Genomic DNA, 24,167 nt, shown 5'->3' on the forward strand with positions numbered 1-24,167 from the left:
AACCGGCGCACGGCGACGAGGTACCCGAGTGGCGGACCGCGGTGGGCCGTGACGCACCCACCGCAGCCCCACCACCACGTACCGTTGTCAGCCCTTGGCCAGTGCCCGGGAGATCACCATCCGCTGGATCTGGTTGGTGCCCTCCACGATCTGCAACACCTTCGCCTCACGCATGTACCGCTCCACCGGGTGGTCGGCCACGTAACCCGCACCGCCGAGCACCTGCACCGCGTCGGTGGTCACCCGCATCGCCATGTCGGTGGCGAACAGCTTCGCCTTGGCCGCCTCGATGGCGTACGGGCGGCCGGCGTCACGCAGGCGGGCCGCCGCCAGGGTCAGCGCGCGGGCAGCGGAGATCTGGGTGGCCGCGTCGGCGAGGAGGAACCCCAGCCCCTGGAAGTCGATGATGGAACGCCCGAACTGCTGCCGCTCCCGGGCGTAGGAGACCGCGTAGTCCAGGGCGGCCTGGGCCAGCCCGACCGCGCACGCGGCGATGCCCAGCCGGCCGGAGTCCAGCGCGGACATCGCGATGGTGAAGCCCATCCCCTCGCCGCCGATCAACCGGTCGGCCGGCACCCGGGCCTCGTCGAAGGCGATCTGCGCGACCGGGGAGGCGCGCAGGCCCATCGTCCGCTCGGCCGCCTGCGGGGTGATGCCGGCCGTGCCCGCGTCGGCGAGCAGACAGGAGATCCCCTTCGGACCGGGCCCGCCGGTGCGGCAGAAGACGTTGTAGAAGTCGGCGGTGTGGGCGTGGGTGATCCACGCCTTGGTGCCGGAGATCAGGTACGCGTCGCCGTCGCGATCCGCCCGGGTGGTCAGCGCCGCCGCGTCCGACCCGCCCTGCGGCTCGGAGAGGCAGTACGCGCCCAGCAGCTCGCCGCCGAGCATGTCCGGCAGCAGCTTGCGCTGCTCGTCGCTGCCGAACGCCGCCACCGGGTAGCAGGACAGGGTGTGCACGCTGACCGCCTCGGCGACAGCGAGCCAGCGGCCGGCCAGGATCTCCAGGACCTGCAGGTACACCTCGTACGGCTGTGCCGCGCCGCCGTACTCCTCGGGGTAGGGCAGGCCGAGCAGGCCGGCGCGCCCCAGCGTGCGCAGCACCTCGCGGGGGAACTCGGCGCGTTCCTCGAAGGCCGCGGCCTTCGGCGCGAGCTCGCCGTCGGCGAGCTCGGTGGCGAGACCCAGCAGGTCGTGGGCCTCGTCGGTGGGGAGGATCCGGTCGACAGTCATAGCGCGATGAGCTCCGTGGGGGTGGTGTTGAGCCGTTGCACGCCGTCCGTTGTGCAGACGACGATGTCCTCGATGCGGGCGCCGTGCCGGCCCGCCAGGTAGATGCCCGGTTCGATGGAGAACGCCATTCCTGCGTCGAGGGGTCGGTCGTTGCCGGCCACCAGGTACGGCTCCTCGTGCCCGTCCAGACCGATGCCGTGACCGGTGCGGTGCAGGAACGCGGGACCGTAGCCGGCGGCGGCGATCGGCGCGCGGGCCTCGGCGTCGGCCGCCGCGGCGGTGATCCCGGGCCGCACCGCCTCGACCGCGGCGCGTTGGGCGTCGCGCAGCACGGCGTAGTAGTCCAGGAAGTCGGCCGGCGCCGACCCGCCCGCCAGGTAGGTGCGGGTGCAGTCCGAGCGGTAGCCCGACGCCATCGTGCCGCCGATGTCGACCACCACCGGCTCGCCGACACCGATCGGCCGGTCGGAGGTGCCGTGGTGCGGGCTGGCCCCGTTGGGTCCGGCCGCCACGATGACGAAGTCGACAGTGACGTGTCCGGCGGCGCGGATCGCCGCGGCGATGTCGGTGGCGACCTCGGCCTCGGTGCGACCGGGGCGCAGCCACTCGCCCATCCGCAGGTGCACCTCGTCGATCGCCGCGCCGGCCTCGGCGAGCGCCGCGATCTCCGCCGGGGACTTGCGGATCCGCAACTCGCGCAGGACCTCCCCGGCGAGCCGTTGCGCGGCGTCGGGCAGCGCCGCGCGCAGGCCGAGGACCTGCTCGGCCCACATCCGGTCGGCGAGCCCGACCGCCGCGACCGGGCCGTCGAGGGCGGCGACGACCAGGGGGTACGGGTCGGTGCCGTCGACGTGGTCGACGATGCGTACGCCGGTGTTCGGGGCGGCCTCGGCCGCGGGACGTTCCAACCTCGGCACGATCAGCGTCGGCTCACCTTCGGCGGGCAGCACCAGACAGGTCAGCCGCTCCCCCGCGTGGGCGTCGTACCCGGTCAGATACCGCAGGTCGGAGCCGGGTGTGAGCAGCAGTGCGTCCAGGCCTGCGTCGGCCGTCGCTCGCTGCGCGGCGATCAACCGATCCGGCGGATACAGCTCGTCGATTCCCACCCCGCCAGCTTAACGGTCGTTTGGGCAAACCCCCTATCGGCACCGGATGACCGGAAATCCATCGGTGTTGATTGACTCGGACAGTTAACACTCTTTAAGATTTGGCTGCCTCGAGGCCCACCCGTCACTGCGTCCCCCGCACCGCCCGCCCGCGACAACCCTGCGCGGGCGGGTGTCGTCCCCCGCCCACGGGAAGGCCCTCGATGTCCTCACCACTGCGCCGCGCCCTCGCCGCCGGCCTGCTCGCGCTGGCTACCGCCGGCGCCACCCTGACCGTCATTCCCACCGCCGCGCAGGCAGTGGTGCTGCCGAACAACTTCAAGAGCGTCGGCTACATGCCCTCCTGGGCCGGCAACATCAACACGATCCAGTACAACAAGCTCACCCACATCAACTACGCCTTCGTCCTGCCCAACAGCAACGGCACCCTGCAAGGGGTGGACGGGGCCCGGCTCTCCTCGCTGGTCTCGCAGGGGCACGCCAACAACGTCAAGGTCTCCATCGCCGTCGGCGGCTGGAACGACGGCAACGACTCCGCCTTCGAGGCGCTCGCCGCCAACTCCACCAGCCGCACGAACTTCGTCAACAACCTGATCAACTTCGTCAACCAGTACAACCTCGACGGCGTCGACATGGACTGGGAGTACCCCGACCCGGGCACCTCGGCCAACAACTACACGGCGCTCATGACGCAACTCGGCAGCGCCCTGCGCAGCCGCGGCAAGCTGCTCACCGCCGCCGTGGTCAGCGAGGGCGGCAGCGTCCAGGGCGTTCAGACGGCCGTGTTCAACCAGGTCGACTGGCTCAACATCATGGCGTACGACGGCGGCAGCCCGCACGCCAACTACGACTGGTCGATCAACGCCATCAACGGGTGGAAGGCCCGCGGCCTGCCGGCCAGCAAGGCCGTCCTCGGCATCCCGTTCTACAGCCGCCCCGTCTACTACAACTACTCGTACCTGGTCGGGCTCGACCCGGCGAACGCCAACCGGGACTGCGCCACCATCAACGGGTCCCAGCAGTGCTGGAACGGCATTCCGACCGTGAAGCGCAAGACGCAGTGGGCGCTGGCCAACGCCGGCGGCGTGATGAACTGGGAGCTGTCGCAGGACACCAGCGGCTCGACCTCACTGCTCAGCGCCATGTACGACACCATCATGGGCGGCACCACCCCGCCGCCGACCGGACGCACCGGTCAGATCACCGGGATCGCCGGCAAGTGCGTCGACGTGGCCTCGGCGAGCACCGCCAACGGCGCCGCCATCCAGATCTGGACCTGCAACGGCACCAACGCCCAGACCTGGACCGTGGCCAGTGACAGCACGCTGCGCGCCCTCGGCAAGTGCGCCGACATCACCAGCGGCTCCACCGCCAACGGCGCGAAGGTCCAGCTCTGGGACTGCAACGGCAGCGGCGCCCAGGTCTGGCAGGCGCAGTCCAACGGAACGCTGCGCAACCCGCAGTCGAACAAGTGCCTCGACGTCACCGACAACACCTCCGCCGACGGCGCCCGGCTGCAGATCTGGGACTGCTTCGCCGGCGCCAACCAGCGCTGGACGCTCCCGGCCTGACGCCGCGCCCGCAGGGTCCCCGACCCTTGGCCAGCCAGCTCGTAGGGCCCCCGGTCGACGCGTAGGCGTCAGCCGGGGGCCCCGGCGTGCTCACCGACCAGGTCGAGCATCTCCTGCACCGAGCCGGCCGGGTCGGTGACCGGGAACTGCACGGCCCGCACCACGGCCGTCGGGTCGACCAGCAGGGTCAGCCGCTTGAACCGGGTCACCCCGCCGGCGCGGAACACCGGCAGCAGCAGCCCCGCTCCGAGCCGGCCGTCCTGGTCGGACAGCAACGGAAACGGCAGTTCGGCGTACGCGGCGAAGTCGGCGAGCTGGTCGGGCCGCTGGGTGCTGATGCCGTACACCCGGACACCGGCGGTCACGAAGTCCGGATGACGCTTGGCGTAGGTGGTCGACTCCAGGGTGCAGCCCCGGGCCCCGGGAATCTCCGCCCAGCCGGGGGGATGGCCCTGCTTCCCCGGCGCGTACGCCCCGGGGAACAGGTAGAGGACCGTCCACCCGTCCGTCGCGGTCACCGACACCGGGTGCCCGTCGGCGGCGGGCAGGACGACCTCGGGCAACCGTCGACCCACCAGGTCGCGCACCCGGCGCGCCTCGGCCGAGTCGGCGTCGGCCGTGGCGGTCACCTCACCGTCACCCATCAGATGCCTCGTTCCCCAGTCCTGCAGGGCGATCAGCACCGGTAGGAGCCCGTCGCCCTTCGCGGTGAGCAGGTAGTCGTAGCGCGGCGGGTGTCGTGAGTACGGCCGGCGCTCCAACACGCCGTGCTCGACCAGCGCGCCGAGGCGTTCGGTCAGCGCCCGTCGGCTGACGCCCAGCTCACGTTGCAGCGCGTCGAACCGGGTCGTCCCGCCAGCGACGTCGCGCACGATGAGGAACGTCCACCAGTCCCCCAGTACGCCGAGCGCCTGCGCGATGCCGCAGTCCGCGTCGGCAAGATCTTCTCGCCGCACCCGCTACCTCCGTCGCTCCTGATCCGACTATAGTCCGTTCCAGATTGGAATGCGCTGGCTCGGCGAACGGGGGACGGCGACACGCACGTCGACGAACGGGCCGGGGTGTTCTGGCGCTGGTGGACCGCCGGCACGACCAGCATGGTCGGGTCGGCGGTCGACGCGTGGCCCTGCCGCTGACCGCCCTGACCGTCCTGGACGCCTCCGCGTACCAGCCCGCACTGTCGTTTTCCGGGCCGGCGCCTCCGCTGCGGCCCTAGCCTGGGACCGGGCGCCCGTGCGGGCGACCTGACCGGGAGGACCGACGTGGCCGGGAACCAGACGAACCGGGCGGCGACCCGCCGTCGCCGCCAACTGTGGGCCGGAGTCCTCGCGCTCGTCGGCCTGGTCCTGCTCGTCATCGGCGTCACCGTCGCCGACGGCATCGCGGCCTGGGTCGAGGTGGTGGTCGCGATCCTGCTGCTGGTGACCAGCTACGTCGTGCAGCACCTGGCCCGGCGGGACACCGTCTACCAGCCCGACGAGCGACGCTGACACCACCAGCGGCCGGGCGTACCCGAGATCGTCGGACGGTTGTGCCAGGCTGTCCGGCGTGGCACACCGACCCCCGATCCTGCTGATCGACTCAGCCAGCCTCTACTTCCGGGCCTACTTCGGCATCCCGGAGTCCGCCGCCAGGGCCGAGGACGGCACCCCGGTCAACGCGGTGCGCGGCTTCCTCGACATGCTCGCCACCCTGATCCGGGTGCGGGGCGCCGATCGGATGATCTGCGCACTGGACTACGACTGGCGCCCGGCGTGGCGGGTCGACCTGCTGCCGTCGTACAAGGCGCACCGGGTCGCCCCGCAGGGCGGCGAGATCGTTCCGGACACCCTCTCCCCGCAGGTGCCGATGATCCTGGAGGTGCTGACCGCGGTGGGCATCACCGCTGTCGGCGCGACCGGCTACGAGGCGGACGACGTGCTCGGCACCCTCTCGGTGACCCAGCCCGGCCCGATCGAGGTGGTCTCCGGCGACCGCGACCTGTTCCAACTCGTCGACGACGCCCGACCGGTCCGACTGCTCTACGTCGGGCGCGGCGTCGCCAAGCTCGACGACTGCGACGACGCCGCCGTGCGGGCCCGCTACGGCGTGCCCGCCGACCGGTACGCCGACTTCGCCGCACTGCGCGGCGACCCGAGTGACGGGTTGCCCGGGGTGGCCGGCGTCGGCGACAAGACCGCCGCCCGGCTGATCGAGCGGTACGGCAGCATCGCCGGCATCCTGGCCGCGCTCGACGACTCCGACTCGTCCTTCGCACCGGGCCTGCGCGCCAAGCTGGTCGCGGCCCGCGACTACCTGGGCGTCGCGCCGACGGTGGTCCGGGTCGCCCTGGACGTGCCCCTGCCGGAGCTGCCCACCGCGCTGCCGAGCGCGCCGGCCGACCCGGACCGGCTGCTCGAGCTCGCCCAACGATGGAACCTGGCCGGCTCGGCCCGCCGCCTGGTCGACGCCCTCGCCGCCCCGCGTGGCGGCGAGAAGCCGTCGACATCCCCGCAGGCGGGGTGACCGCCCGGCACGACCCGGTTGGGGGACGAGCGGGTGAACGCGGGTTCCCGCGCTCCCCCGCTCGTTACCGTCCGTGAAGGTGGGCCGGACAGGTCCATCGAGTCGAGCGGTTCCGCAGGAGTAACCCGTGCACCTCCCCGCGCCGGAGCCCGGATCGCCACGGGCCATCGGTCCGCCGGTGCGCGATCCAGAGGGCCCGCGCCGGGTCACCCTCCTCGAACTCTTCTTCGACCTGGTGTACGTGGTCGCCCTGGCGCTCATCTCGCGGGGACTGGCCGAACGACTCGACTGGCACCGGGCCGCCGAGGCACTGATCATGCTGGCCGCCGTCTGGTGGACCTGGGCGATCACCACGCTGGTCACCGACCTGTACGACCCGGAACGCACCGAGATCAAGCTGCTGATCAGCGCCGTCATGTTCGGCGCGCTGCTGATGACCACGGCGATTCCGGAGGCTTTCAACAACCGAGGGCTCGTCTTCGGCGGCACCTACGTGGCGATCCACCTGGGGCGTGGGCTGTTCCTGATGCCGGCGGTACGCCGCGAACCACAGACCCAGCGTCGGGCCGCCCGCATCTTCGTCTGGTTCGTGGTGTCGGCGATCCCGTGGCTCATCGGCGCATTCGTCAGCGGAGACGCCCGGATCGTGTGCTGGGCCATCGCGCTCGCCATCGACTACCTCGGCTTCCGACTCGCGTACCCGGTGCCGGGTCTCGGGGTGGTGCCCGAGAAGCAACGAAACGTCACCGCGGAGCATCTCTCCGAGCGCTACCAGCAGTTCTTCATCATTGCGCTCGGCGACGCCATCCTGACTATCGGCACCATGTTCAGCATGGAGCACACCGAGGCCGAGAACATCGGGGCCTTCGCTGTGGCGTTCCTGACCACGCTGCTGCTCTGGCGGATCTACGTGCACAAGTCCGGCGAGCTGCTGCCAACCGCCATCAAGGCGGCCGAGTCGCCCAGCAAGTTCCTGTTCAGCGCGCCGTACACCCATCTGTTGATGATTTCCGGCGTGGTCACCACGGCGGCCGGCTTCCACCTGGTGCTGCACGAGCCGACCGGACGGACACCGCCGGCCTGGCTGGCGGTGATCCTCGGCGGCCCGGCGCTGTTCCTGGCCGGCCGGGCCTCGTTCGAGTACGAGGTCTTCAGCCGGGTGTCGTGGTCCCGACCCGGCGGGGTGCTGGCGCTGCTCACCATCGCCCCCGGCCTGCTGTACCTGCCGCCGGTGTTCGCCTCCCTCGGTGGGCTGCTGGTCCTGGTCGGCGTTGCCTACGCGGACTTCCGGCGTAGCCGCGGCAAGCCGCCGGAGGCCCCGTCACCGCCGCACTGAGCCGCCCGCCAGCTACACCAGCGCCCCGGCGTACCCCCGGACCTGCAGTCGTTCCCGGGCACCTCCGGCCAGGCGCACCTGCAGGCCGAGCGGCGCGGCGGCGCGGCGGACGTCGTCCACGTGCAGCGATCCGTGCCGGTCCACGGTGAGCACCGGCGGCTCTTCGAGGTCACCCTCCGGCGCGTGGAACGAGAGCAGGGTGACCGAGGTGGTGAGGTAGCCCGGGTACGCGGCGCGGGCGGCTGCCTCGTCCCGGTGGACCAGCACCACCAGATCGTCGAGGTGGGCGAAGTCGGCGGCGAGGGCGCCCGCCTTCCAGTGCGCCGGTTCCTCCGCCGCGCCGGTGAGATGCCGGGAGCGGTTCGCCGAGGTGATGTAGAGGTGATCCGTCGCGGTCTCGGCGAGCGCCCGCTCGAAGAGGGCGTTGGAGGGGCAGGTCAGCCCAGGTGCGATCACCTGGGTGGTCCGCATCCCCTGGTCGATCTGCGTGAGGTGGTCGGGAAGCCGGTCGGCGGCCGGCCCACGGAAGCCGAACGGCCCGGCCCCGTACAGGGCGTCCATCAGCGCCCGCACCCGACCGACCGGCAACCGCGGCGAGATCCGCGTCCAGTCGAACATCCCGGGGATCCGGCCGATCACCGTGGTGATGCTGCCGACCTGGTGGACCGGTCGACCCTTGGCCAGGTTTACCCGGCGTACGGTGGCCGCGTCGGGGCGCGTCACGATGGCGTAGAAGTTGGCGAACGCCGCCGCGACGATCGCGCCGCCAGCAAGCGCGCGGGCCGCGACCGCGACGTCCTCGGGGCGGTCGATGTAGAGGGGCGGGGTCGGGGCGTCCATGAGTCCTCCTCGGCGGGGCCGTGAGGCAGTTCTACGTCCACTCACCCGGATGACGGCGAGGTCGGTCGGCGATCCGATAGCCGACAGGTGCCACCCGGTGCGGGCGGCGGATGCCCGGGCGGTACACAACGGCGGACGGCATCGGCCGGATGGGGGATCCGGCGGGGGGTCCTAGCACGCAACCGTTAGCCGCGCGACCCGATTGGGTACAACGGCTGCACCTCAGATCCACCACATACCTCAGGAGGCAGCGATGCGCGGCACCTCGATTCTCGGAGTCATCGTCGTGATCTGGTTGGTGATCGGCGCCATCGCCGGTGGCCAGCGCGGTTACTACAGCGGCGACGACACCAACTGCGCCGAGGCCGGCACCATCCTGGTCACCATCGTGGCCGGGCCGTTGAACTACATCGGCGCCAACCCGAAGGTCGACTGCAAGCTGCCCGAGCCTTCCAAGTAGGCAACAGACGTAGACCGGCCCGTGCCCCCGCAGTGGGGCGCGGGCCGGTGCGGTTTCGGCGAGGTCGCACCGGAGCACTAGCCCGCCTCCTCCCCGGTTCAACGTCGCCATACCCACCCCTCCGACGTGCTCGCTCACCCCCGGGTAACCCCGCACTCCGAAGTGCGTACTTGATCACTTGGGGGGCGATGACCAGCCTCATCGGCATGGAAAAGAACACTGTGGAGAAGCCGTCCGTCACGATGCTGGGACTCGGCGCGATGGGTACCGCACTGGCCCGCGCCTGGCTTGCCGCCGGCCACCCGCTCACCGTCTGGAACCGCACCCCCGCCCGCGCCGCCGCGCTCGCGCCCGAAGGGGCAAGGGTCGCGGACAGCGCTGCTCAGGCGGTCGCGGCGAGCACCCTGGTCGTCGTGTGCCTGCTGGACGACAGCTCGGTCGAGGAGGTGCTGGCCGGTGTGGACCTGACCGGCCGGGATCTGGTCAACCTGACCACCAGCACCCCGGCCCAGGCCCGCGCCCGCGCGGCCTGGGCACGCCGACACGGCGCGCGTTACCTGGACGGTGGCATCATGGCCGTCCCGCCGATGGTTGGCGTTCCGGAGGCCGGCGGCTACGTCTTCTACAGCGGCTCGCGAGCGCTCTTCGAACGGCACCGCACGACGCTGGGCGTCCCGGTCGGCACCACCTACGTGGGCGAGGACGCGGGCTTCGCGGCCCTGCACGACGTGGCTCTCCTCAGCGCCATGTACGGGATGTTCGCCGGGACCGCGCACGCCTTCGCCCTGATCCGTCGGGAGGACATCGACCCGACGGCGCTCGCCCCCCTGCTCGCCGACTGGCTCGTCGCGATGATCCCGACGGTTCGGCAGACCGCCGACCAACTGCGTAGCGGGAACTACACCGACGGAGTCGTCTCCCCTCTCGCCATGCAGGTGGCGGGCACGCCGACCTTTCTGCGCACCGCCGAGCAGCAGGGCGTCAGCCCCGAACTGCTCCGCCCCTACTTCGACCTGATGCGCCGCCGCCTGGCGGAGGGAGGTGGTGAGGAGGACCTGACGGGCGTCATCGATCTGCTGGTGCGCTGACGGCGTGCGGTGGCTGGAGGCGGTGCTTGGTGCTTGCGGTCAGCCACCGCACACCGCCTAAGGCATCCTAGGAGGCTGGTTTGCGGTCCTGCGGCGTTTGCCCACGCCGGGGCCGGGAAGGGCCGATGCCTCAGTCAGCGAACGGGATCGGGAGTGTGGGCATGCAGATCGGCTACAAGCTGGCCGCAGAGGGGTACGGCCCGCAGGAGATCATCCGCCAGGCCGTCCTTGCCGAACGGGCGGGCTTCGACTTCGTCGAGATGAGCGACCACTTCCACCCGTGGCTGGACGCGCAGGGGCACTCGTCCTTCACCTGGAGCGTGCTCGGCGCCATCGCGGCCAGGACCAGCACCCTGCGCCTGGCCACCGGGGTCACCTGCCCGACCGTCCGCTACCACCCGGCGATCATCGCGCAGGCCGCAGCGACCATGGCGCTGATCTCCGACGGTCGGTTCACCCTCGGAGTGGGCGCCGGCGAGCGGCTCAACGAGCACGTGGTCGGGCAGGGCTTCCCCAGCGTTCGAGGGCGACACGAGCGACTACGCGAGGCGCTGGAGATCATCCGGCTGCTCTGGCAGGGCGGCTACCAGTCGTACGAGGGCCGGCACCTGCAACTGGAGGACGCCCGCATCTTCGATCTGCCGGACACCCTGCCCGTGATCGCGGTGGCGGCCAGCGGTGAGGTGTCGGCACGGCTCGCCGCCGAGTTGGGCGACGGCCTGTTCGCCACCGAGCCGGACGCGTCGATCGTCGAACACTACCGACGCGCCAAGGGTTCGGGCCCGCGCTACGCCGAGGTGCCACTGGCCTGGGCCACCGACGAGCAACAGGCGGTGCAGGCGGTGTTGCAGACGAGCCGATGGATGGTCACCGGTTGGAAGGTGATGAGCGAACTGCCGAACCCGGTCAACTTCGACGCGGCCAGCGCGTACGTCGAGGAGAAGCACATCCGGCAGCTCTTCGCCATCGGCCCGGACCCGGAACCGCACGTCACCAAGGTCCGGTCGTACGTCGAGGCCGGCTTCGACCACATCGTCCTGCAGAACGCCGGCCCCGACCCGGACGGCTTTCTCGACTTCTTCGCCGGCGACCTCTCCGGCCGCCTGCGCGCGATGGGTTGACGGGCCGTGACCCTGCGCGCGAGGGGTTGACGCCGTGACGACGCCGAACCCTCGGCGTCACATGACGAAGCACCGCCCGTCCGGACGATCGTCCGGACGGGCGGTGCGCTCGGGATGAACGCGCTCGGGATGGTGCGCGGGTCGACGCTCAGCGGAAGCAGTGTGCGATCGGCACCTGGCTGCCCTCGCAGTTGGTCGGTTCGTTCTCGACCACCACGCTCTCATCGTCGATCTTGACCTGGGCGTGCATGCCGAAGATGCCGCCGGGCTTCACCGTCGACGCGTTGTGGGTGACCTTGCTGGTGTAGATCGCCACCGAGCCCGCATTGGCGTAGATGCCCCCGCCCTGGGATGCGGCGCCGACAGCCTCGTTACGGGTCACGTCACTGCCGCGGACCAGCAGGTTCGCCTTCTCGGCGTAGATGCCGGCTCCGAAGCCGTGGGTGGTGTTGCCGTCGATCACGCTGTCGTCGATCGGCGTCAGACCCTTCACCGTCGAGACACCGCCCCCGTTGACTGTTGACGTGTTGCCGCGGATGGTCATCGTGCGCATCACCAGCACCGCGTCGGAGTTGGCGGCACCGCCGCCGACCTGAGCGGTGTTGTTCAGCAGCTCGGTGTCGGAGACCTTCGTCCGGGCCGAGAAGCTGGCCAGCCCGCCACCCTGGACGGCGCTGTTCTGGGTGAAGGAGACGCTCTCCACGTCGGCGGCACCACGATAGTTCCCCAGCCCGCCGCCGTAGGCGTTGGCGCTGTTGCGGTGGAACTCCGAGCGCTTCAGCGTCAGTACGCCGCCGTTGAGCAGGCCCCCGCCCTTGCCCGCGGCGCCGGAGGCGCTGTTGCCGACGAACGTGGAGTCGGTGACCACCATGTTGCCGTCGTTGAAGATGCCGCCGCCGCCCCCCTCGGGCGACAGCGAGGTGCTCTGCGTGACGGTGACCCGTTCCACCACCGCGGTGGCGCCGTGCACCACGTGCACGCTGCCGCCCTCAATGGCCGATCGGCCGTTGTGCAGTTCCACGTCGCGCAGGGTCAGCTCGCCGCCATCACGGACGGTGAAGAAGCGGAACGCGGCGGCCTGGGCGGCCCGGGAGATGGTCGCGCCCGCGCCGTCGATCGTGATCGCCTGGTAGATCACCGGCAGGCCGGCGGTGTCGTCGGCCGGGTTGTGCGGCGGCGCGTCGGCGTCGCCGGGGGTTTCCGCGGCGTCGGCGGCCTCCCGGGCGTCCCGGATCCCACCGTCGTACTGGTCGGTCTCGTGGAACGCCTCGGTGAGGGTGTAGCGGCACTTGGGCGCGAGGCGGAGTTCGCCGCCGCCTTCGGCGTTGGCCGTGACCAGCGCGGCCACCAGCTTCGCGGCGTCGCACGGCACCGACACCACTCCTCGCTTGCCGGTGCCAGGGGTGGTGGGACGGGCCCGCTCGGCGTCCGGGTCGGGCCGGTCGCCGGTGCGGCGGTCGTCGTCGGCTGCCGGGGTCAGCCGGGCCAGACCGGGGAGGGCGAGGGCGCGGTCGGCGGCGGCGGCCGCTCCGGCCGCTCCCACGACCAGGCTCCCCGCCAGCAAGCCGCTGGCTAAGAGCCATCGGGACCGCCGTCTGGGTTGAGTCGCGCGGTCTCCCTCTCGGTACGTGGACATCAACGGTGCCTACCTTCCTGCGTACGTGACGTGACCGCGCGCCGATTCGGGCGCGGGGGGCTCGACGAGTTCGCCGGCTACCAAACGTCACGATAGGTCCGCAATACGGACAGGAAGGCGTGAACGTGAATAGTGCCCTCTTTCATCTTCAAAGCCGCCAGAGCGGCATCAGCGTCACCCGCCGACGTGGATACCGGGTCGACGCAGCGGGTCCCGTTCGGTCCGGCGGATGATCTCCCGCACCACCGGCGGGGTGTCCCCCCGGCCCAGGATGAGGTAGCGCGCCAGGTGCGCGATCGGGCTGCCCTCCGACCACTCGAAGTGCGCGTGCGGCCGTACCCCGGTGGCATCCCGCAACGCCAGCAGGATCGCGGCGATCGCGTTCGGCGCGGCCGGACTGTCGGCCCGCAGCACCCGGAAGCCGCCCACCTCGATGCCGTGCACGCACAACACCTGACTGAACTCCGACGGATCGACCACATCGATCTCCAGGAACAGCACGTCCGCGGCCCCGGGCACCGGATTCATCCCGCGCTGCGCCCGCTCCTTGAGCGTGTACTCCTTCACCGACCCCTTCTGCCGCTTGTTGGCGATCAGGTGCAGCTGCCCGTCGTGCGCCAGCGACTCGCTGATGAACCGACGGGCCGCCTCGTCGAACTCGATCCGCTCGGCGCGCAGCTCGGTGGTCCGGGTGACCCGGGAGACCAACGAGACCACGATGATGCCGAGGATGAACAGCGCGGAGATCGTGATGCCGTCCGGCTGTTCGATGACGTTCTCCAGCAGCGCGTACAGCAGCACCAGGGTCAGCACCGTGAAGCCGATCGCGGAACCCCGCCGGTGGTGACGGGCCGCGGAGATGGTCACCGCCACCGCCCCGGAGACCATCATCGCCAGGATCCCGGTGGCGTACGCCCCGGCCTGGGCGTTGACGTCGGCGCGGAAGGCGATCGTGATGGCGACGCTGACGACGGTGTAGACGATCACCACGGGGCGTACCGCCCGCGCCCACTCCGGGGCCATGCCATAGGACGGCAGGTAGCGGGGCACGATGTTGATCAGCCCGGCCATCGCCGAGGCGCCGGCGAACCAGAGGATGAGCACGCTGCTCACGTCGTAGACGGTGCCGAACACCTCCCCCAGGTAGGCGTGCGCCAGGAACGCCAGCGCCCGCCCGTTCGCGCCGCCGCCCGGCCGGAACTCCTCCTCCGGAATGAGCGCCGTGGTCACGAAGGTCGTCGAGATCAGGTACACCGACATGATCAACGCAGCGGTGGTGAGCAGCCGGCGTGTGTTGCGGATCCGGGCGGCGAGCCGGGCCTGCTTGTCCGGGCCGTCGGCCGCCACCAGGGGCATCATGCTGACCCCGGTCTCGAAACCGGACAACCCCAGCACCAGCAGCGGGAATGCCAACACGGCGGTGAGCAGCACCTGGCCCGGTCCGCCACCGGTCGCGGTCACTGCGGCCGTCCAGTTCGACACGATGCCCGGGTCCTCGACGATCCGACCCACCGCGACCACGACGATCACCGCGTTGAGTACCAGGAAGACCGCGACCAGCGGGATGGCCACCACCACCGCCTCGCGGAACCCGAGCAGGAACACCCCGCCGAGGATGAGCAGCAGCGCCACCGTCACCACGACCGGCACCACGGACCCGTGCAGGACGTCCGGCAGGTACGGGTTCTCCAGCAGGTGCACGGTGGCGTCGGCCGAGGAGAGGGTGATCGTGATGATCCAGGAGGTGGCCACGAAGCCGAGCAGCACGAGAACGAAGATCTTGCCCCGCCAGAACGGCAACAACCGCTCCAACATCGCCACCGAACCCTGACCGTGCGGGCTCTCGTGGGCCACCCGCCGGTACATCGGCAGCATGCCGGACAGGGTGAGCACGACGATCAACAAGGTCGCCAGCGGGGAGAGCGCCCCGGCCGCCACCGCCGCGATGCCCGGCAGGTACGACAGCGTGGAGAAGTAGTCCACGCCGGTCAGGCACATCACCTGCCACCAGGCGTGCCGACGGTTCTGCCCCTCGGTCGCCTCGGGGCCGGGCGGCTGCACCTGGTGCTGGAAGAGCCACCGGCGCAGCGGGCTGGCCGGCGGCGCCGAGCGGGCCGGTGTGGCCACGCGTTCGGGCACCACGACGCCCTGCCGGCCACCCCGATGTGGGCGGGCCGGATCGCGGGCCGCCCGCAGCGCCGGGTCCGGCCCGCTCGGCGCGTGGCGGCGCCCGCTCCAGCGCCGTGGTTTTGCCCGGTGCTCGTCACCCATCGCCAGTCCCACCCTCACAGGTCCTGATCTGACGGTAGGCGGTGCCCCGGCGTCCGATCGGCGGAACCGGGTACCTGTTCGGCCTGCTCAGGACAGGTCCGCGACGGCGAGCAGCCGGGCCAGCGCGGGTGGGTCGGCGACGGTGACGGTGGCCGCCGGGTGCCGGGGCCGTCCCCCGGGCACCAGCGCCGCCACCGGTACGCCGAAGCGCAGGCAGATCCCGCCGGCCGCGCTGCTGCCGAAGGTCGCGCCGCCGTCGGCCAGCGACAGGTGCGGGCCGATCGCCCGCCACCAGCGGTACGGTCCGCTCAGCTCCACCGCGGTGACGTTGCCCCGGTCGGTCCGCAGCCGCCACGGCCCGTACCGGATCATCAGGTCCCGTTCGGTGACGGCGACCCAGGCCGTCGCCGGGCGGACCCCGAGCAGCGCCAGCATCGGGCGGAACACCGGATCGAAGCGGAACGGAAACCGGGCCACGACGCCGGTCATCGGGCGCTGGGCCGAGCGGTGGGTTTCGACACCGGGCCGCCCGGCCGCAGCGGGCCGGGCCGCGCGGGCCGGGGGCGGGCGGCGGGCCGACGCCGGGCCAGGACGGTCATGGCGCGGGCGTACCCGATCCGAGCCCGCTGACACCCCCGGATCCGCTGGCCGTCGACGCGACTCCCGCCCGGCGTTCCCCCCACCGTCGGCCGACCCTCCCGGGCCGGCCGACGGCGGCAGACGGTCGACACCCCCCGGGGCCGACCGGCTGTCCCCTGAGTGACCGACCCGACCTCGGGCGGCCACACGGGGTGGAACTGGTGGGACGCGCCTCCGCGCTCCGCCGCCCCCCACGGGGCGGAGCGCGGAGGCCCCCCGTCCCGGCTACTGCAGGAACGCCCCGAGGGGCGACAGCAGCAACCGGCCGAGCGCCGCGGCGTTGTCGTCCAGCCGTGTGCGCTCACACTCTCGGGCGTCCGGATCGTGCCGGCACCGCCAGATCTTCTGCGCGTTACGCCAGGCGACATCGCGGGTGTACTCGACCAGTTCCCCCTGGTACCAGTCGTCGATGTCGCCGTTGAGCATGTCGATGAGCAGCTGCCACCGCTCCAGGTAGCCCCGGCGCAGGCCGGGGATCTTGTCCGCGAAGATTCTGTTGATCTCGAGGTAGTCGTGGTGCTGGTCGCTGCCGTCGACCGGCTCCGACTCCAGGTGATCGAACGTGGTCACCAGGGCGAACGGCAGGTCGAAGTTGATGTGCGCGTTCACCCCGGCCGCCGCCGACGGCAGCGGCCGGGCATCCGGCCCCCGCATCCGCTCGAAGAGGCACGACCACGCCTTCGGGGTGCCGGGGCTGGAGTCGGTCCACAGCCGCATCGCGTCGAAGTACCGGGCGGCGAACTCGACGTCGAGCCGGGAGAGGAAGACCGGATCGACGAAGCGGTCGTCGTACAGCCCGTCCAGCACGCTGCTGGTGATGGTCAGGTAGAGCTTGTTGAAGTCAGCGAGGGGGCAACTGGCTTCCAACGGTGGCAACCGGACCAGCATGTCCTGAAGCTTGGTCAGGTGATCGACCACGGCCGGCACGTCCGCGGGATGATCGGCGAGCAGGTCGACGATGTCCCGGTGCACGGGCCCCCAGACCGGTTCGATCATTTCTCCTCCATTGTGGTCGGCGGCATCCCCCGTGCCGTCGTCGACGCGGCCCAGCCTCTCAGCCGACACCCGGCCAGCGGATCAGTAGAACGACGTATCCCGGCGCGCACACGCGCCGGGATACGTACGCACTGTGGAGTCGGTCAGCCCCGTTGGTTGCGCAACTGGATCGCGCTGGCCTGCACGCGGGTACGGACCTGGAGCTTGTCGAAGATGTGCGACACGTGCACCCCGATGGTCCGCTCGCTGATGAACAGCCGCTGCCCGATCTCCCTGTTGGTCAGCCCCTCGGCGACCAGGGCGAGCACTTCCCGCTCCCGGGCGGTGAGCGCGGCCAACTCGTCGTCGGACGCCTCGACCGGGACGCCGCGCGCACCGCTGATGCTGTCGCGCTCGTCCAGCGACACCCGGGCCCGCCCGGCCAACTCGCGGATCTCCGAGGTCAGCGGCACCGCGCCCAACCCCTGCGCCACCCGGTACGCCTCCCGCAGGAGCTTGCCGGCGGTGGCCACCCGGCTGCGCCGAGCCAACAGCGCCTCGGCCTGCCGCAGGCGCGAGTACGCCGCCGGATAGGGGTGATTGCGTCGATCCCACTCGGCCGCCGACGCGGCCCACAGCTCCGGATCGCTGCCGTCGAGGCGGCTGACCTCGGCAGCGCACAGCGCCAGGAAGCCCTGCACCACCGAACGCACCGGCCGGGCGGCACCGGCGCTCTTGCGGGCCACCCGCTCGGCCACGTCGCGCAGCCGGCGGACCGCCGTCGGGTCCACCTCCACAGTGCGGCTGGCGTGCGCCTCAGCCTCGGCGCGCAGGCCGTGCCAGACCAGCGCGGAGAGGATCATCACGTCGTCGGAACGGCTCTCGGTCAGGCCGCGCTGCACCGCCTGCCGCGCCACGTCGTGCCGGCCCTCCCACATGGCCAGCCCGGAGCGCAGGGTGAGCAGCGGAATGACGTGTCGCGCCCCGCCGCCGGCGAGCAGGGTCGCCACCGCGTCGAGGTCCCGACCGGCGGCCTCGATGTCGCCGTAGCCCACCGACAGCCGGCACCGGGCCAACAGCAGCTCGACGGCGTCCGCACCGGACGGTCGGTGCCGCAGGGCCGCGGCCACCACCTTCTCCGCCTCGGCCCACTGGCCCACCCGGAACAGCCCGTTGATGGCGATGGCCAGCAGCCGGGTGCCCCAGGTGCGGCCCAGGCCCAGCTCGGTCACCCGTTCGGCGCCCCGCCGGGCCACCACCACGCCTTCCTCGAGGACGTTCAGCGGCCCGGTCAGCAGCTCCGCCAGGTGCAGGTACGCGCAGGCCACGTCCTCGGGCTGACCGGCACGCTCGGCGGTGTCGAGGGCGTCGCGCATGACCGCCAGACCGGCGTCCGGGTCTTCCAGACAGGCGTCGCTGAAGCCCAACGCCGAACTGGCCAGCACCACCTCGGTGGCCGAGCCCGCCACGTTCTCGGCCAACGCCAGCGCCTCGCGGGCCCGCTCACCGGCGTCGGCGTAGCGACCCAGGTGCAGCAGCAGCTCGGCCAGGCGGGCGGCGGCGCTGGCCCGGTCCCGAGGGGAACAGTCCGCCGCCTTCAGCGCCCGCTGGTACTCCTCCTCGGCCAGCGCGGAGCGACCGGCGGCGGCCAGGTAGCGGGCGCGGCGGATGTGCAGCGCGCAGCTCGGCTCGCCACCCCGCAGCGCGGCCAGCTCCTCCAGCAGGGCCAACGCGCGGGCGTGCTCCCCACAGTGGTGGGCCGCCTCGGCGGCGTTCTCGAGCAACTCGACCCGGTCCACCGTCAGCGGGCCCGGCTCGGCGGCCAACTGCAACGCCGCCGACCAGTGCCGGTGCGCCTCGGCGTAACCGTGCAGCCGCTCGGCCTCCTGAGCGGCAGCCACCGCCGCCGGCAGGGCGCGCGCCGGCTCGCCGGCCAGCCGCCAGTGGTGCGCCAGCCGGGCCTGGTGCAACTCACCCGGCGCGGTGGTCAGCGCCTCGGCGTAGCGGCGGTGCAGCCCGGAGCGTTCGGCCGGCAGCAGCTCGTGCGCCAGCACCTCGGCCACGAGGCGGTGCCGCAGCCGGTAGCCCTCGTCGGCGCCGACCAGCAGCCGGTGCGCCACCGCGGCCCGGGCCGCGGCGATCAGCTCGTCCTCCGGCATCCGCAGCACCTCGGCCAGCAGCCAGTGCTGCACCGGTTCGACCCCGGCGGCCACCGCGTGCACCACGGCGTGCGCGTGCTGGGGCAGCGCGTCGACCCGATCGAGGAAGATCTCCCGCAGCGTCTCGGACAGCCCGTCGCGGCCGTCGCGCAGATCCCGGGCCAGTTCCTCGATGACGAACGGGTTGCCGCCGCTGCGCTGCCACACCTGCTCGGCCGCGTCGGCATTCAGCGTCCGGCCGACCACCGCGGCGGCGAGTGTCTCGGTGTCAGCCCGGCCCAGCGGCGCCAGGTCGAGCACCCGCACCGTGCGGAGCCGACGCAGCTCGGTGAGCACGCGGCGCAGCGGGTGAGCGCCCTGCAACGACTCCGCGCGCACCGCCGCCAGCACCGACAGCTGAAGATCACCCAGGCCGGCGAGCAGGTAGAGCAGGAGCTGCCGGGTGCTGCGGTCGACCCACTGGAGGTCATCGAGGATCAGCACCAGCGGGCGACCCTCGGCGATCAGGTGCAGGCCACGGGAGACCCGCTCCAGCAACGCGCCGGCGCCGTCCGGGCTGGCGGTCTCGTCGGCGAACATCTGCAACAGCCCCCGCACCGCCGACGAGGTGCGGGCGGGCGAGGTGGACACCTCGGCGTCGAACCGGCGCAGCGCCTGCAACAGCGGGTGCAACGGAGAGGCGTCGCCGATGTCCAGGCAGCTGCCGGTGAGCACCACGGCGCCCCGCTCCCGCAGGCGGTCACCGATCTCGCCCAACAGCCGGGTCTTTCCCACACCGCTCTCGCCGGTCAGGAAGACCGCTGCGGTCTGCCCGTGCGCTGCCTCACCGAGCAACGCGGACCGAACCGTCTGCACCAGCTCGGCCCGGCCCACGAGCGGTGCGGTGTCCACATCGCTGGCCATGCCACGCAGCCTAATCACAGGGCCCCACACCGTTCTACGGCCGCCCACCGCTTCTGGTACTCCTCGCGTCGACTTTGCGACTAAAGGTTGCAGGTGGCCGACATACGTCGTTCGGCAGATCCCCCGTCGGCCCAGTAATGCCAATCTCCGGAGGTGATCAGGCAACAGCGGGGAGAGAGGCCGGTGCGACACCCATGACCACCAGCATCATCGTCGACACGCAGCGGACCGTCACCCCGCTCTGGCCGGTACCCCAGGAGAGGCGCGTCGTCACCGTCCTCTTCGCGGACATCGTCGGATCCACGGCCCTGGTGGACCGGCTCGACCCCGAGGACGTCCGAGCGTTGCAGCGGGCCTACTTCGACACCGTCGCCGGTGTGCTGCACCGCTGGCACGGGGTCGTGGAGAAGTACATCGGCGACGCGGTGATGGCGCTCTTCGGCGCCCGGCACTCCGACGGCTACGACGCGTACCGGGCGGTGCGCGCCGGGCTTGAGATCCAGGCCGCGCTGGACCGACGGCCCATGGTCGACGGCATCAGGCTGCGCGTCCGGGTCGGTGTCGCCACCGGCGAGGTGGTGGTCGACCTGGGCGACGCCGTCACCGGCGGGCACGGCCTGGCCAGCGGGGCGGTGATCACCACAGCGGCCCGCCTGCAGGAGTACGCCGCGCCCGGCGCCGTCGCACTCTGCGCGGCCACCGCCCGCGCCACCGCCGGCCTGATCACCCAGCGTCAGCTGACGCCGACGCCCGTCGCCGGCCGGGTGTCGCCGGTGCCGGTCTGGCACGCCCTCGGTCCGGTTCGCCCCGGTGCCGACCGGCACGACGGCCCGTTGATCGGTCGACGCCGCGAGCTGGCCACCATCCGCGACCAGCTGGGCTCGGCCATCCGACACCGGACACCAAACTGGATCTCACTGGTCGGCCCCACCGGTAGTGGGCGCAGCCGGCTGCTGCACGAGCTGACCCGTGGGCTGACCACCGTGGACGGACTGCCGGTCCGCTGGTGCGTGGCGACCTGCCAGCCGTACCCCGACCAGGTGTTGGCGCCGGTCGCGCACCTGCTCCGCGGCCTCGCCGGGATCCGGCACAGCGACGGCCCTGCGGCCGTCCACGACCGGCTCGTCGCCGCCCTGACCCCGCTCTTTCCGCCGACCCGGGTGGCCACCGCGGTTCCGGCGCTCCAGCGGATGCTGACCACCCCGGACGGCTCGGCCACCGCCCTCACCGGCGCGGCGATCTGCCGCGAGGTCCTGCTGCGGCTGGCCGCCCACCAACCGCTGATCGTGGCCGTCGACGACCTGGACCGGGCCGCGCCCGCGGTGAGCCGCTTCCTGCACGCGCTCTACGACGCGGCGACGGAGCGTGGGCTGCCGCTGGCCCTGCTCACAGTGCACCAGCCGCAGTGGACCGACACCCGGCCCGGTCCGGCCCGCCAGATGACGATCGGACCCCTGGCCACTGTGCAGTCCGGACGGCTGCTGCGCCACCTGCTCACCCGGGCCGGACAGCCGGTGGCCCTGGTCGACCGGCTGCTGCCGCTGGTGGGCGGCCGCCCCGGGCACGCGGCGGCATACGTCACGTCGCTGGTGGACGGTGCCGATCCAGCGGCCCTCCCGCTGCCCGAGGCCGTACGCCGGGCCGTCGGCGCGGAGCTGGACCACCTCGACGGTGAGCGGCGGGCGGTGCTGATGGCCGCCGGCACCCTCGGTGGTCTGATCTCCGGGGCGGCCGTGGACCGGGCACTCGGCTGGACACCCGGCCGGTCCGCGCCCGCGCTCCGCGAGCTGGTCACCGCAGGGCTGCTGCTCCCCCACCACGTCGACGGGTACGCGTTCGCCGCTCCCGCGCTGCGCCAGGTCGCCGTCGAACGGTTGCCCCGCGCCCTGCGGGCCGTCTTCCAACGCCGGACCGCCGCCGCGCCGCACCTCGACACGGCGCACCGGGACGCCGGCCCGCCCGACTCGCTCGCTGGTGTGCCCAACGGCTCGCCGGCGAGGAGCGCGCAGATCGTGCGCCTCGACACCGTTGGCGCTCGGACCGGCCGTCTCGACGACGTCTTCGCGTCGCTGGCCTCGGCAGGGGCGGGCGGTGCCACCGGCCCGACCCCGCTGAGGCGAGGCAGCCCCACCCCGACGATGGCCACCCGACCCGCCGCGTCGGGTCCCGCCACCAACCGCACGGCGAGCCCACGCAAGCTCCGAGCCGTCGCCTCGGCAGGCGACGTACCGCCGACGCCGGCCGCTGCGGCGTCCCGGCCTCGGCGCCGCGCGAGCGGTGACCGATCCCAGGACGTCGGACGGCCCGCAACGCCGATCCGCCCCACGCCGGCGAGTTCGGCCACACAGTGGACACTCGCGGACGCCGGAACCCCGCCGGGCGTAGTACGGGCAGCACCCCGCCCACCGTTGATCCGCCCCCTTGACGACCTACCCGCCTCCGCCTAACCACCCCCACCCTCAGCCCCTGCCCTGCCCTGCCCTGCCCTGCCCTGCCCTGCCCTGCCCTGCCCTGCCCCGCCCTGCCCTGCCCTGCCCTGCCCTGCCCTGCCCTGCCCTGCCGATCATGGAGTTGCGGTGGGTGACAAATACCCCGAAGACCACAAGTCAGGCGCCACAACTCCATGATCGACGGTTGTGGCCGGCGATCTTGCACTTGCTGTCCCGGCATAAGCGGCATCCCACCGATATCGGCAACCGAAACTGCAAGATCGGCGCAGTGGGGCGTGGGGCGGGGTGGCCGGGTGGGGGGTTAGGGTACGGAGGCTGAGGCTAGTAGCGCTGCGGTGGGCAGCGCGAGCAGGCCGTCGGGGCCACGGTAGCGGGCGGTCAGCTCGTCGTAGGCTGCGCGAATGCGGCTGATCACCGCAGCCGGCTGGGTCTCCATCACCAGACCTGGCTTGCTGACGCCGTTGGCGGGACCACTCCACCAGGCCTCCGGGTCGGTGCGGTGCGCCCAGGTGATCGTGTCGCAGCGCACGTCGGCGAGCCCCGCCTGGCTGAGCAGGCCCGCCAAACCGTCAGGGGTACGGGGGAAGTCCCGGTCGGCGTCCACCGTCGGGGCGGCGGCGCGACGGTCGACCCCAGCGGCGTCGAACACCTCACCCCAGAGGCTCTGCGCCTCGGGCGGGGGGTGCGGCCACACGGTGACCGCGACCCGACCACCGGACCGGACGACCCGTCGCAGCTCGGTGATCGCGGCCAGCGGGTCGCCCACATGGTTGATCACGAAGTTCGCCACGGCCGCGTCGAACGACCGGGAGCCGAACGGGAGGTGCGGCAGCGACGCGAGGCGGACCTCGTCGACGGACGGAAGGCGGTCGCGCGCCAACTCGACCATGCTGGGCTCGGCGTCGACGGCGACGACTGTGGCGTGGCGCGCGCACGCCAGCCTGGCCACCGTGCCGGAGCCGGTGCCCGCGTCGAGCACCCGCGTGCCGGCCCCGACGTCGGCGGCGTCCAACAACGCTGGCGCGGGGTACGCGCAGAGCGCGGCGAGACTGCTGTCGTACGCCCCCGCGCGCCCGGCCCAGCGGGACCGTTCATATTCGTCGAAGGCCGTCGTGGTCATCGCCAGCCCCCCTTCGAGGATCTTGATGGTGGCGCCACGGTATCGAACGGGGTGTGTTCTGCAGTGCCCACGTGCTGCGCCGACGACTCTCCCGCTGACACCGACGTGTGAGACCGCGGCCGACACCTGCCGTTGGTCACCCTTCGGCTGGGCCGCCCCCCGACCCCACTGGCCGTCGCCGGCCGCTCAGCCGGCAGCCAGGAAGGCCAGCACGCGCGGCCAGACCGCCGCGGTGGCGTCCGGGGAGTACTCGGCCAGGTCCGGGTCGGTGAACAGGTGACCCACGCCCGGATAGCTGAAGAGCGTCAGGTCGGCACCGGCGTCGATCATTCCCTGCTGCCACTCGTCGACCTCGTCCGGCGCGTCGTACGGGTCGGGGTCGGCGAGGTGCAGCTGCACCGGCAACCCGGGTGAGACCGCGTCCGGGGCACCACCGGTGCCGTGCAGCAGGAGCAGACCGGCGGCGGCGGGGCGCTCGGCGAGCAGCGCCCCGGCCACCCCGGCGCCCATCGAGAAGCCGGCGAGCACCGTCTCCGGTGGCAGGTCACGCAGCGCGGCGCGGGCCCGGTCCAGCACCACCTCCTGGCCGATCTTGTCGAGCAGCGCGAAGCCCTCCTCGACGGTGTCGGTGGCCGGGACGCCGTACAGGTCGGGGGTGCTGACCTGGTGCCCGGCGGCGCGCAACCGGTCGGCGGCGGCGCGCACGGCGGGACGCAGCCCGTACACGGAATGGAACAGCACGACGTGTCGCATCCGG

At 72.2% G+C, this 24,167-nt stretch carries 20 protein-coding genes; 9 read left to right on the forward strand and 11 right to left on the reverse strand.

The window, feature by feature from the left end; translation table 11 throughout:
* Nucleotides 1-87 precede the first annotated feature (87 nt).
* Both ACGF3C_RS27585 and ACGF3C_RS27590 read right to left on the reverse strand, forming a co-directional pair.
* Nucleotides 88-1,230 (reverse strand): acyl-CoA dehydrogenase family protein, encoded by a 1,143-nt coding sequence (locus ACGF3C_RS27585; RefSeq protein WP_357223188.1) that lies wholly within the window; start codon nucleotides 1,228-1,230, stop codon nucleotides 88-90.
* Entirely contained in the window at nucleotides 1,227-2,336 is a 1,110-nt protein-coding gene (locus tag ACGF3C_RS27590) for a Xaa-Pro peptidase family protein (protein WP_357223192.1), read from the reverse strand. Before ACGF3C_RS27590 ends, ACGF3C_RS27585 begins: the two co-directional genes overlap by 4 nt.
* Before the next feature lie 203 nt (nucleotides 2,337-2,539).
* On the opposite strand from ACGF3C_RS27590, the gene ACGF3C_RS27595 reads away from it, so the two are divergent.
* Nucleotides 2,540-3,907 (forward strand): glycosyl hydrolase family 18 protein, encoded by a 1,368-nt coding sequence (locus ACGF3C_RS27595; protein WP_357223195.1) that lies wholly within the window; start codon nucleotides 2,540-2,542, stop codon nucleotides 3,905-3,907.
* A 68-nt stretch (nucleotides 3,908-3,975) separates the two neighbouring features.
* On the opposite strand, the gene ACGF3C_RS27600 is transcribed toward ACGF3C_RS27595, so the two are convergent.
* Nucleotides 3,976-4,863, reverse strand: a complete 888-nt coding sequence (locus tag ACGF3C_RS27600) for a winged helix-turn-helix transcriptional regulator (RefSeq protein ID WP_357223198.1) — start codon at nucleotides 4,861-4,863, stop codon at nucleotides 3,976-3,978.
* A 119-nt stretch (nucleotides 4,864-4,982) separates the two neighbouring features.
* Between ACGF3C_RS27600 and ACGF3C_RS27605 the strand changes: the two genes are divergently transcribed.
* The 4 genes from ACGF3C_RS27605 (at nucleotide 4,983) to ACGF3C_RS27620 (ending at nucleotide 7,748) form a co-directional block, all read left to right on the forward strand.
* Nucleotides 4,983-5,123 (forward strand): hypothetical protein, encoded by a 141-nt coding sequence (locus ACGF3C_RS27605; RefSeq protein WP_357223201.1) that lies wholly within the window; start codon nucleotides 4,983-4,985, stop codon nucleotides 5,121-5,123.
* 46 nt (nucleotides 5,124-5,169) lie between these two features.
* Nucleotides 5,170-5,397, forward strand: coding sequence for a hypothetical protein (locus ACGF3C_RS27610; protein ID WP_355007449.1), 228 nt, complete (start codon nucleotides 5,170-5,172; stop codon nucleotides 5,395-5,397).
* A gap of 58 nt (nucleotides 5,398-5,455) precedes the next feature.
* On the forward strand, nucleotides 5,456-6,412 hold the full coding sequence (locus ACGF3C_RS27615; protein ID WP_355007448.1) for a 5'-3' exonuclease: 957 nt from the start codon (nucleotides 5,456-5,458) through the stop codon (nucleotides 6,410-6,412).
* Nucleotides 6,413-6,590: 178 nt separating this feature from the next.
* A complete protein-coding gene (locus ACGF3C_RS27620; protein ID WP_355007447.1) occupies nucleotides 6,591-7,748 on the forward strand; it encodes a low temperature requirement protein A in 1,158 nt (385 codons plus the stop codon).
* A gap of 12 nt (nucleotides 7,749-7,760) precedes the next feature.
* On the opposite strand, the gene ACGF3C_RS27625 is transcribed toward ACGF3C_RS27620, so the two are convergent.
* Complete coding sequence (locus ACGF3C_RS27625; RefSeq protein WP_357223204.1) at nucleotides 7,761-8,588, reverse strand: hypothetical protein; 828 nt, start codon at nucleotides 8,586-8,588, stop codon at nucleotides 7,761-7,763.
* Nucleotides 8,589-8,841: 253 nt separating this feature from the next.
* Here ACGF3C_RS27625 and ACGF3C_RS27630 point away from each other — a divergent pair, with 253 nt between their 5' ends.
* The 3 genes from ACGF3C_RS27630 (at nucleotide 8,842) to ACGF3C_RS27640 (ending at nucleotide 11,257) form a co-directional block, all read left to right on the forward strand.
* Nucleotides 8,842-9,048, forward strand: coding sequence for a hypothetical protein (locus ACGF3C_RS27630; protein ID WP_007460667.1), 207 nt, complete (start codon nucleotides 8,842-8,844; stop codon nucleotides 9,046-9,048).
* A gap of 206 nt (nucleotides 9,049-9,254) precedes the next feature.
* Nucleotides 9,255-10,136 (forward strand): NAD(P)-dependent oxidoreductase, encoded by an 882-nt coding sequence (locus ACGF3C_RS27635; protein WP_393226512.1) that lies wholly within the window; start codon nucleotides 9,255-9,257, stop codon nucleotides 10,134-10,136.
* A gap of 161 nt (nucleotides 10,137-10,297) precedes the next feature.
* Nucleotides 10,298-11,257, forward strand: a complete 960-nt coding sequence (locus ACGF3C_RS27640; protein ID WP_393226697.1) for a TIGR03557 family F420-dependent LLM class oxidoreductase — start codon at nucleotides 10,298-10,300, stop codon at nucleotides 11,255-11,257.
* 148 nt (nucleotides 11,258-11,405) lie between these two features.
* Here ACGF3C_RS27640 and ACGF3C_RS27645 read toward each other — a convergent pair whose 3' ends face one another.
* The 5 genes from ACGF3C_RS27645 to ACGF3C_RS27665 all read right to left on the reverse strand — a co-directional run bounded on the left by ACGF3C_RS27645 (nucleotide 11,406) and on the right by ACGF3C_RS27665 (nucleotide 19,840).
* A complete protein-coding gene (locus ACGF3C_RS27645) occupies nucleotides 11,406-12,893 on the reverse strand; it encodes a hypothetical protein (RefSeq protein WP_393226514.1) in 1,488 nt (495 codons plus the stop codon).
* Nucleotides 12,894-13,067: 174 nt separating this feature from the next.
* On the reverse strand, nucleotides 13,068-15,164 hold the full coding sequence (locus tag ACGF3C_RS27650) for an amino acid transporter (protein WP_357233718.1): 2,097 nt from the start codon (nucleotides 15,162-15,164) through the stop codon (nucleotides 13,068-13,070).
* An 87-nt stretch (nucleotides 15,165-15,251) separates the two neighbouring features.
* Entirely contained in the window at nucleotides 15,252-15,653 is a 402-nt protein-coding gene (locus ACGF3C_RS27655; RefSeq protein ID WP_393226516.1) for a hypothetical protein, read from the reverse strand.
* 375 nt (nucleotides 15,654-16,028) lie between these two features.
* Complete coding sequence (locus ACGF3C_RS27660; RefSeq protein WP_357235857.1) at nucleotides 16,029-16,799, reverse strand: DUF5995 family protein; 771 nt, start codon at nucleotides 16,797-16,799, stop codon at nucleotides 16,029-16,031.
* 143 nt (nucleotides 16,800-16,942) lie between these two features.
* Entirely contained in the window at nucleotides 16,943-19,840 is a 2,898-nt protein-coding gene (locus ACGF3C_RS27665; RefSeq protein WP_393226518.1) for an AAA family ATPase, read from the reverse strand.
* A 194-nt stretch (nucleotides 19,841-20,034) separates the two neighbouring features.
* On the opposite strand from ACGF3C_RS27665, the gene ACGF3C_RS27670 reads away from it, so the two are divergent.
* Complete coding sequence (locus tag ACGF3C_RS27670; protein WP_393226520.1) at nucleotides 20,035-22,287, forward strand: AAA family ATPase; 2,253 nt, start codon at nucleotides 20,035-20,037, stop codon at nucleotides 22,285-22,287.
* 304 nt (nucleotides 22,288-22,591) lie between these two features.
* On the opposite strand, the gene ACGF3C_RS27675 is transcribed toward ACGF3C_RS27670, so the two are convergent.
* Nucleotides 22,592-23,410, reverse strand: coding sequence for a methyltransferase domain-containing protein (locus tag ACGF3C_RS27675; RefSeq protein ID WP_357234181.1), 819 nt, complete (start codon nucleotides 23,408-23,410; stop codon nucleotides 22,592-22,594).
* 186 nt (nucleotides 23,411-23,596) lie between these two features.
* Nucleotides 23,597-24,163 (reverse strand): dienelactone hydrolase family protein, encoded by a 567-nt coding sequence (locus ACGF3C_RS27680; RefSeq protein WP_393226522.1) that lies wholly within the window; start codon nucleotides 24,161-24,163, stop codon nucleotides 23,597-23,599.
* Nucleotides 24,164-24,167 lie beyond the last annotated feature (4 nt).

Origin of the sequence: Micromonospora sp. NPDC047762 (assembly GCF_043204655.1) — a bacterium.
Lineage (GTDB): Bacteria > Actinomycetota > Actinomycetes > Mycobacteriales > Micromonosporaceae > Micromonospora.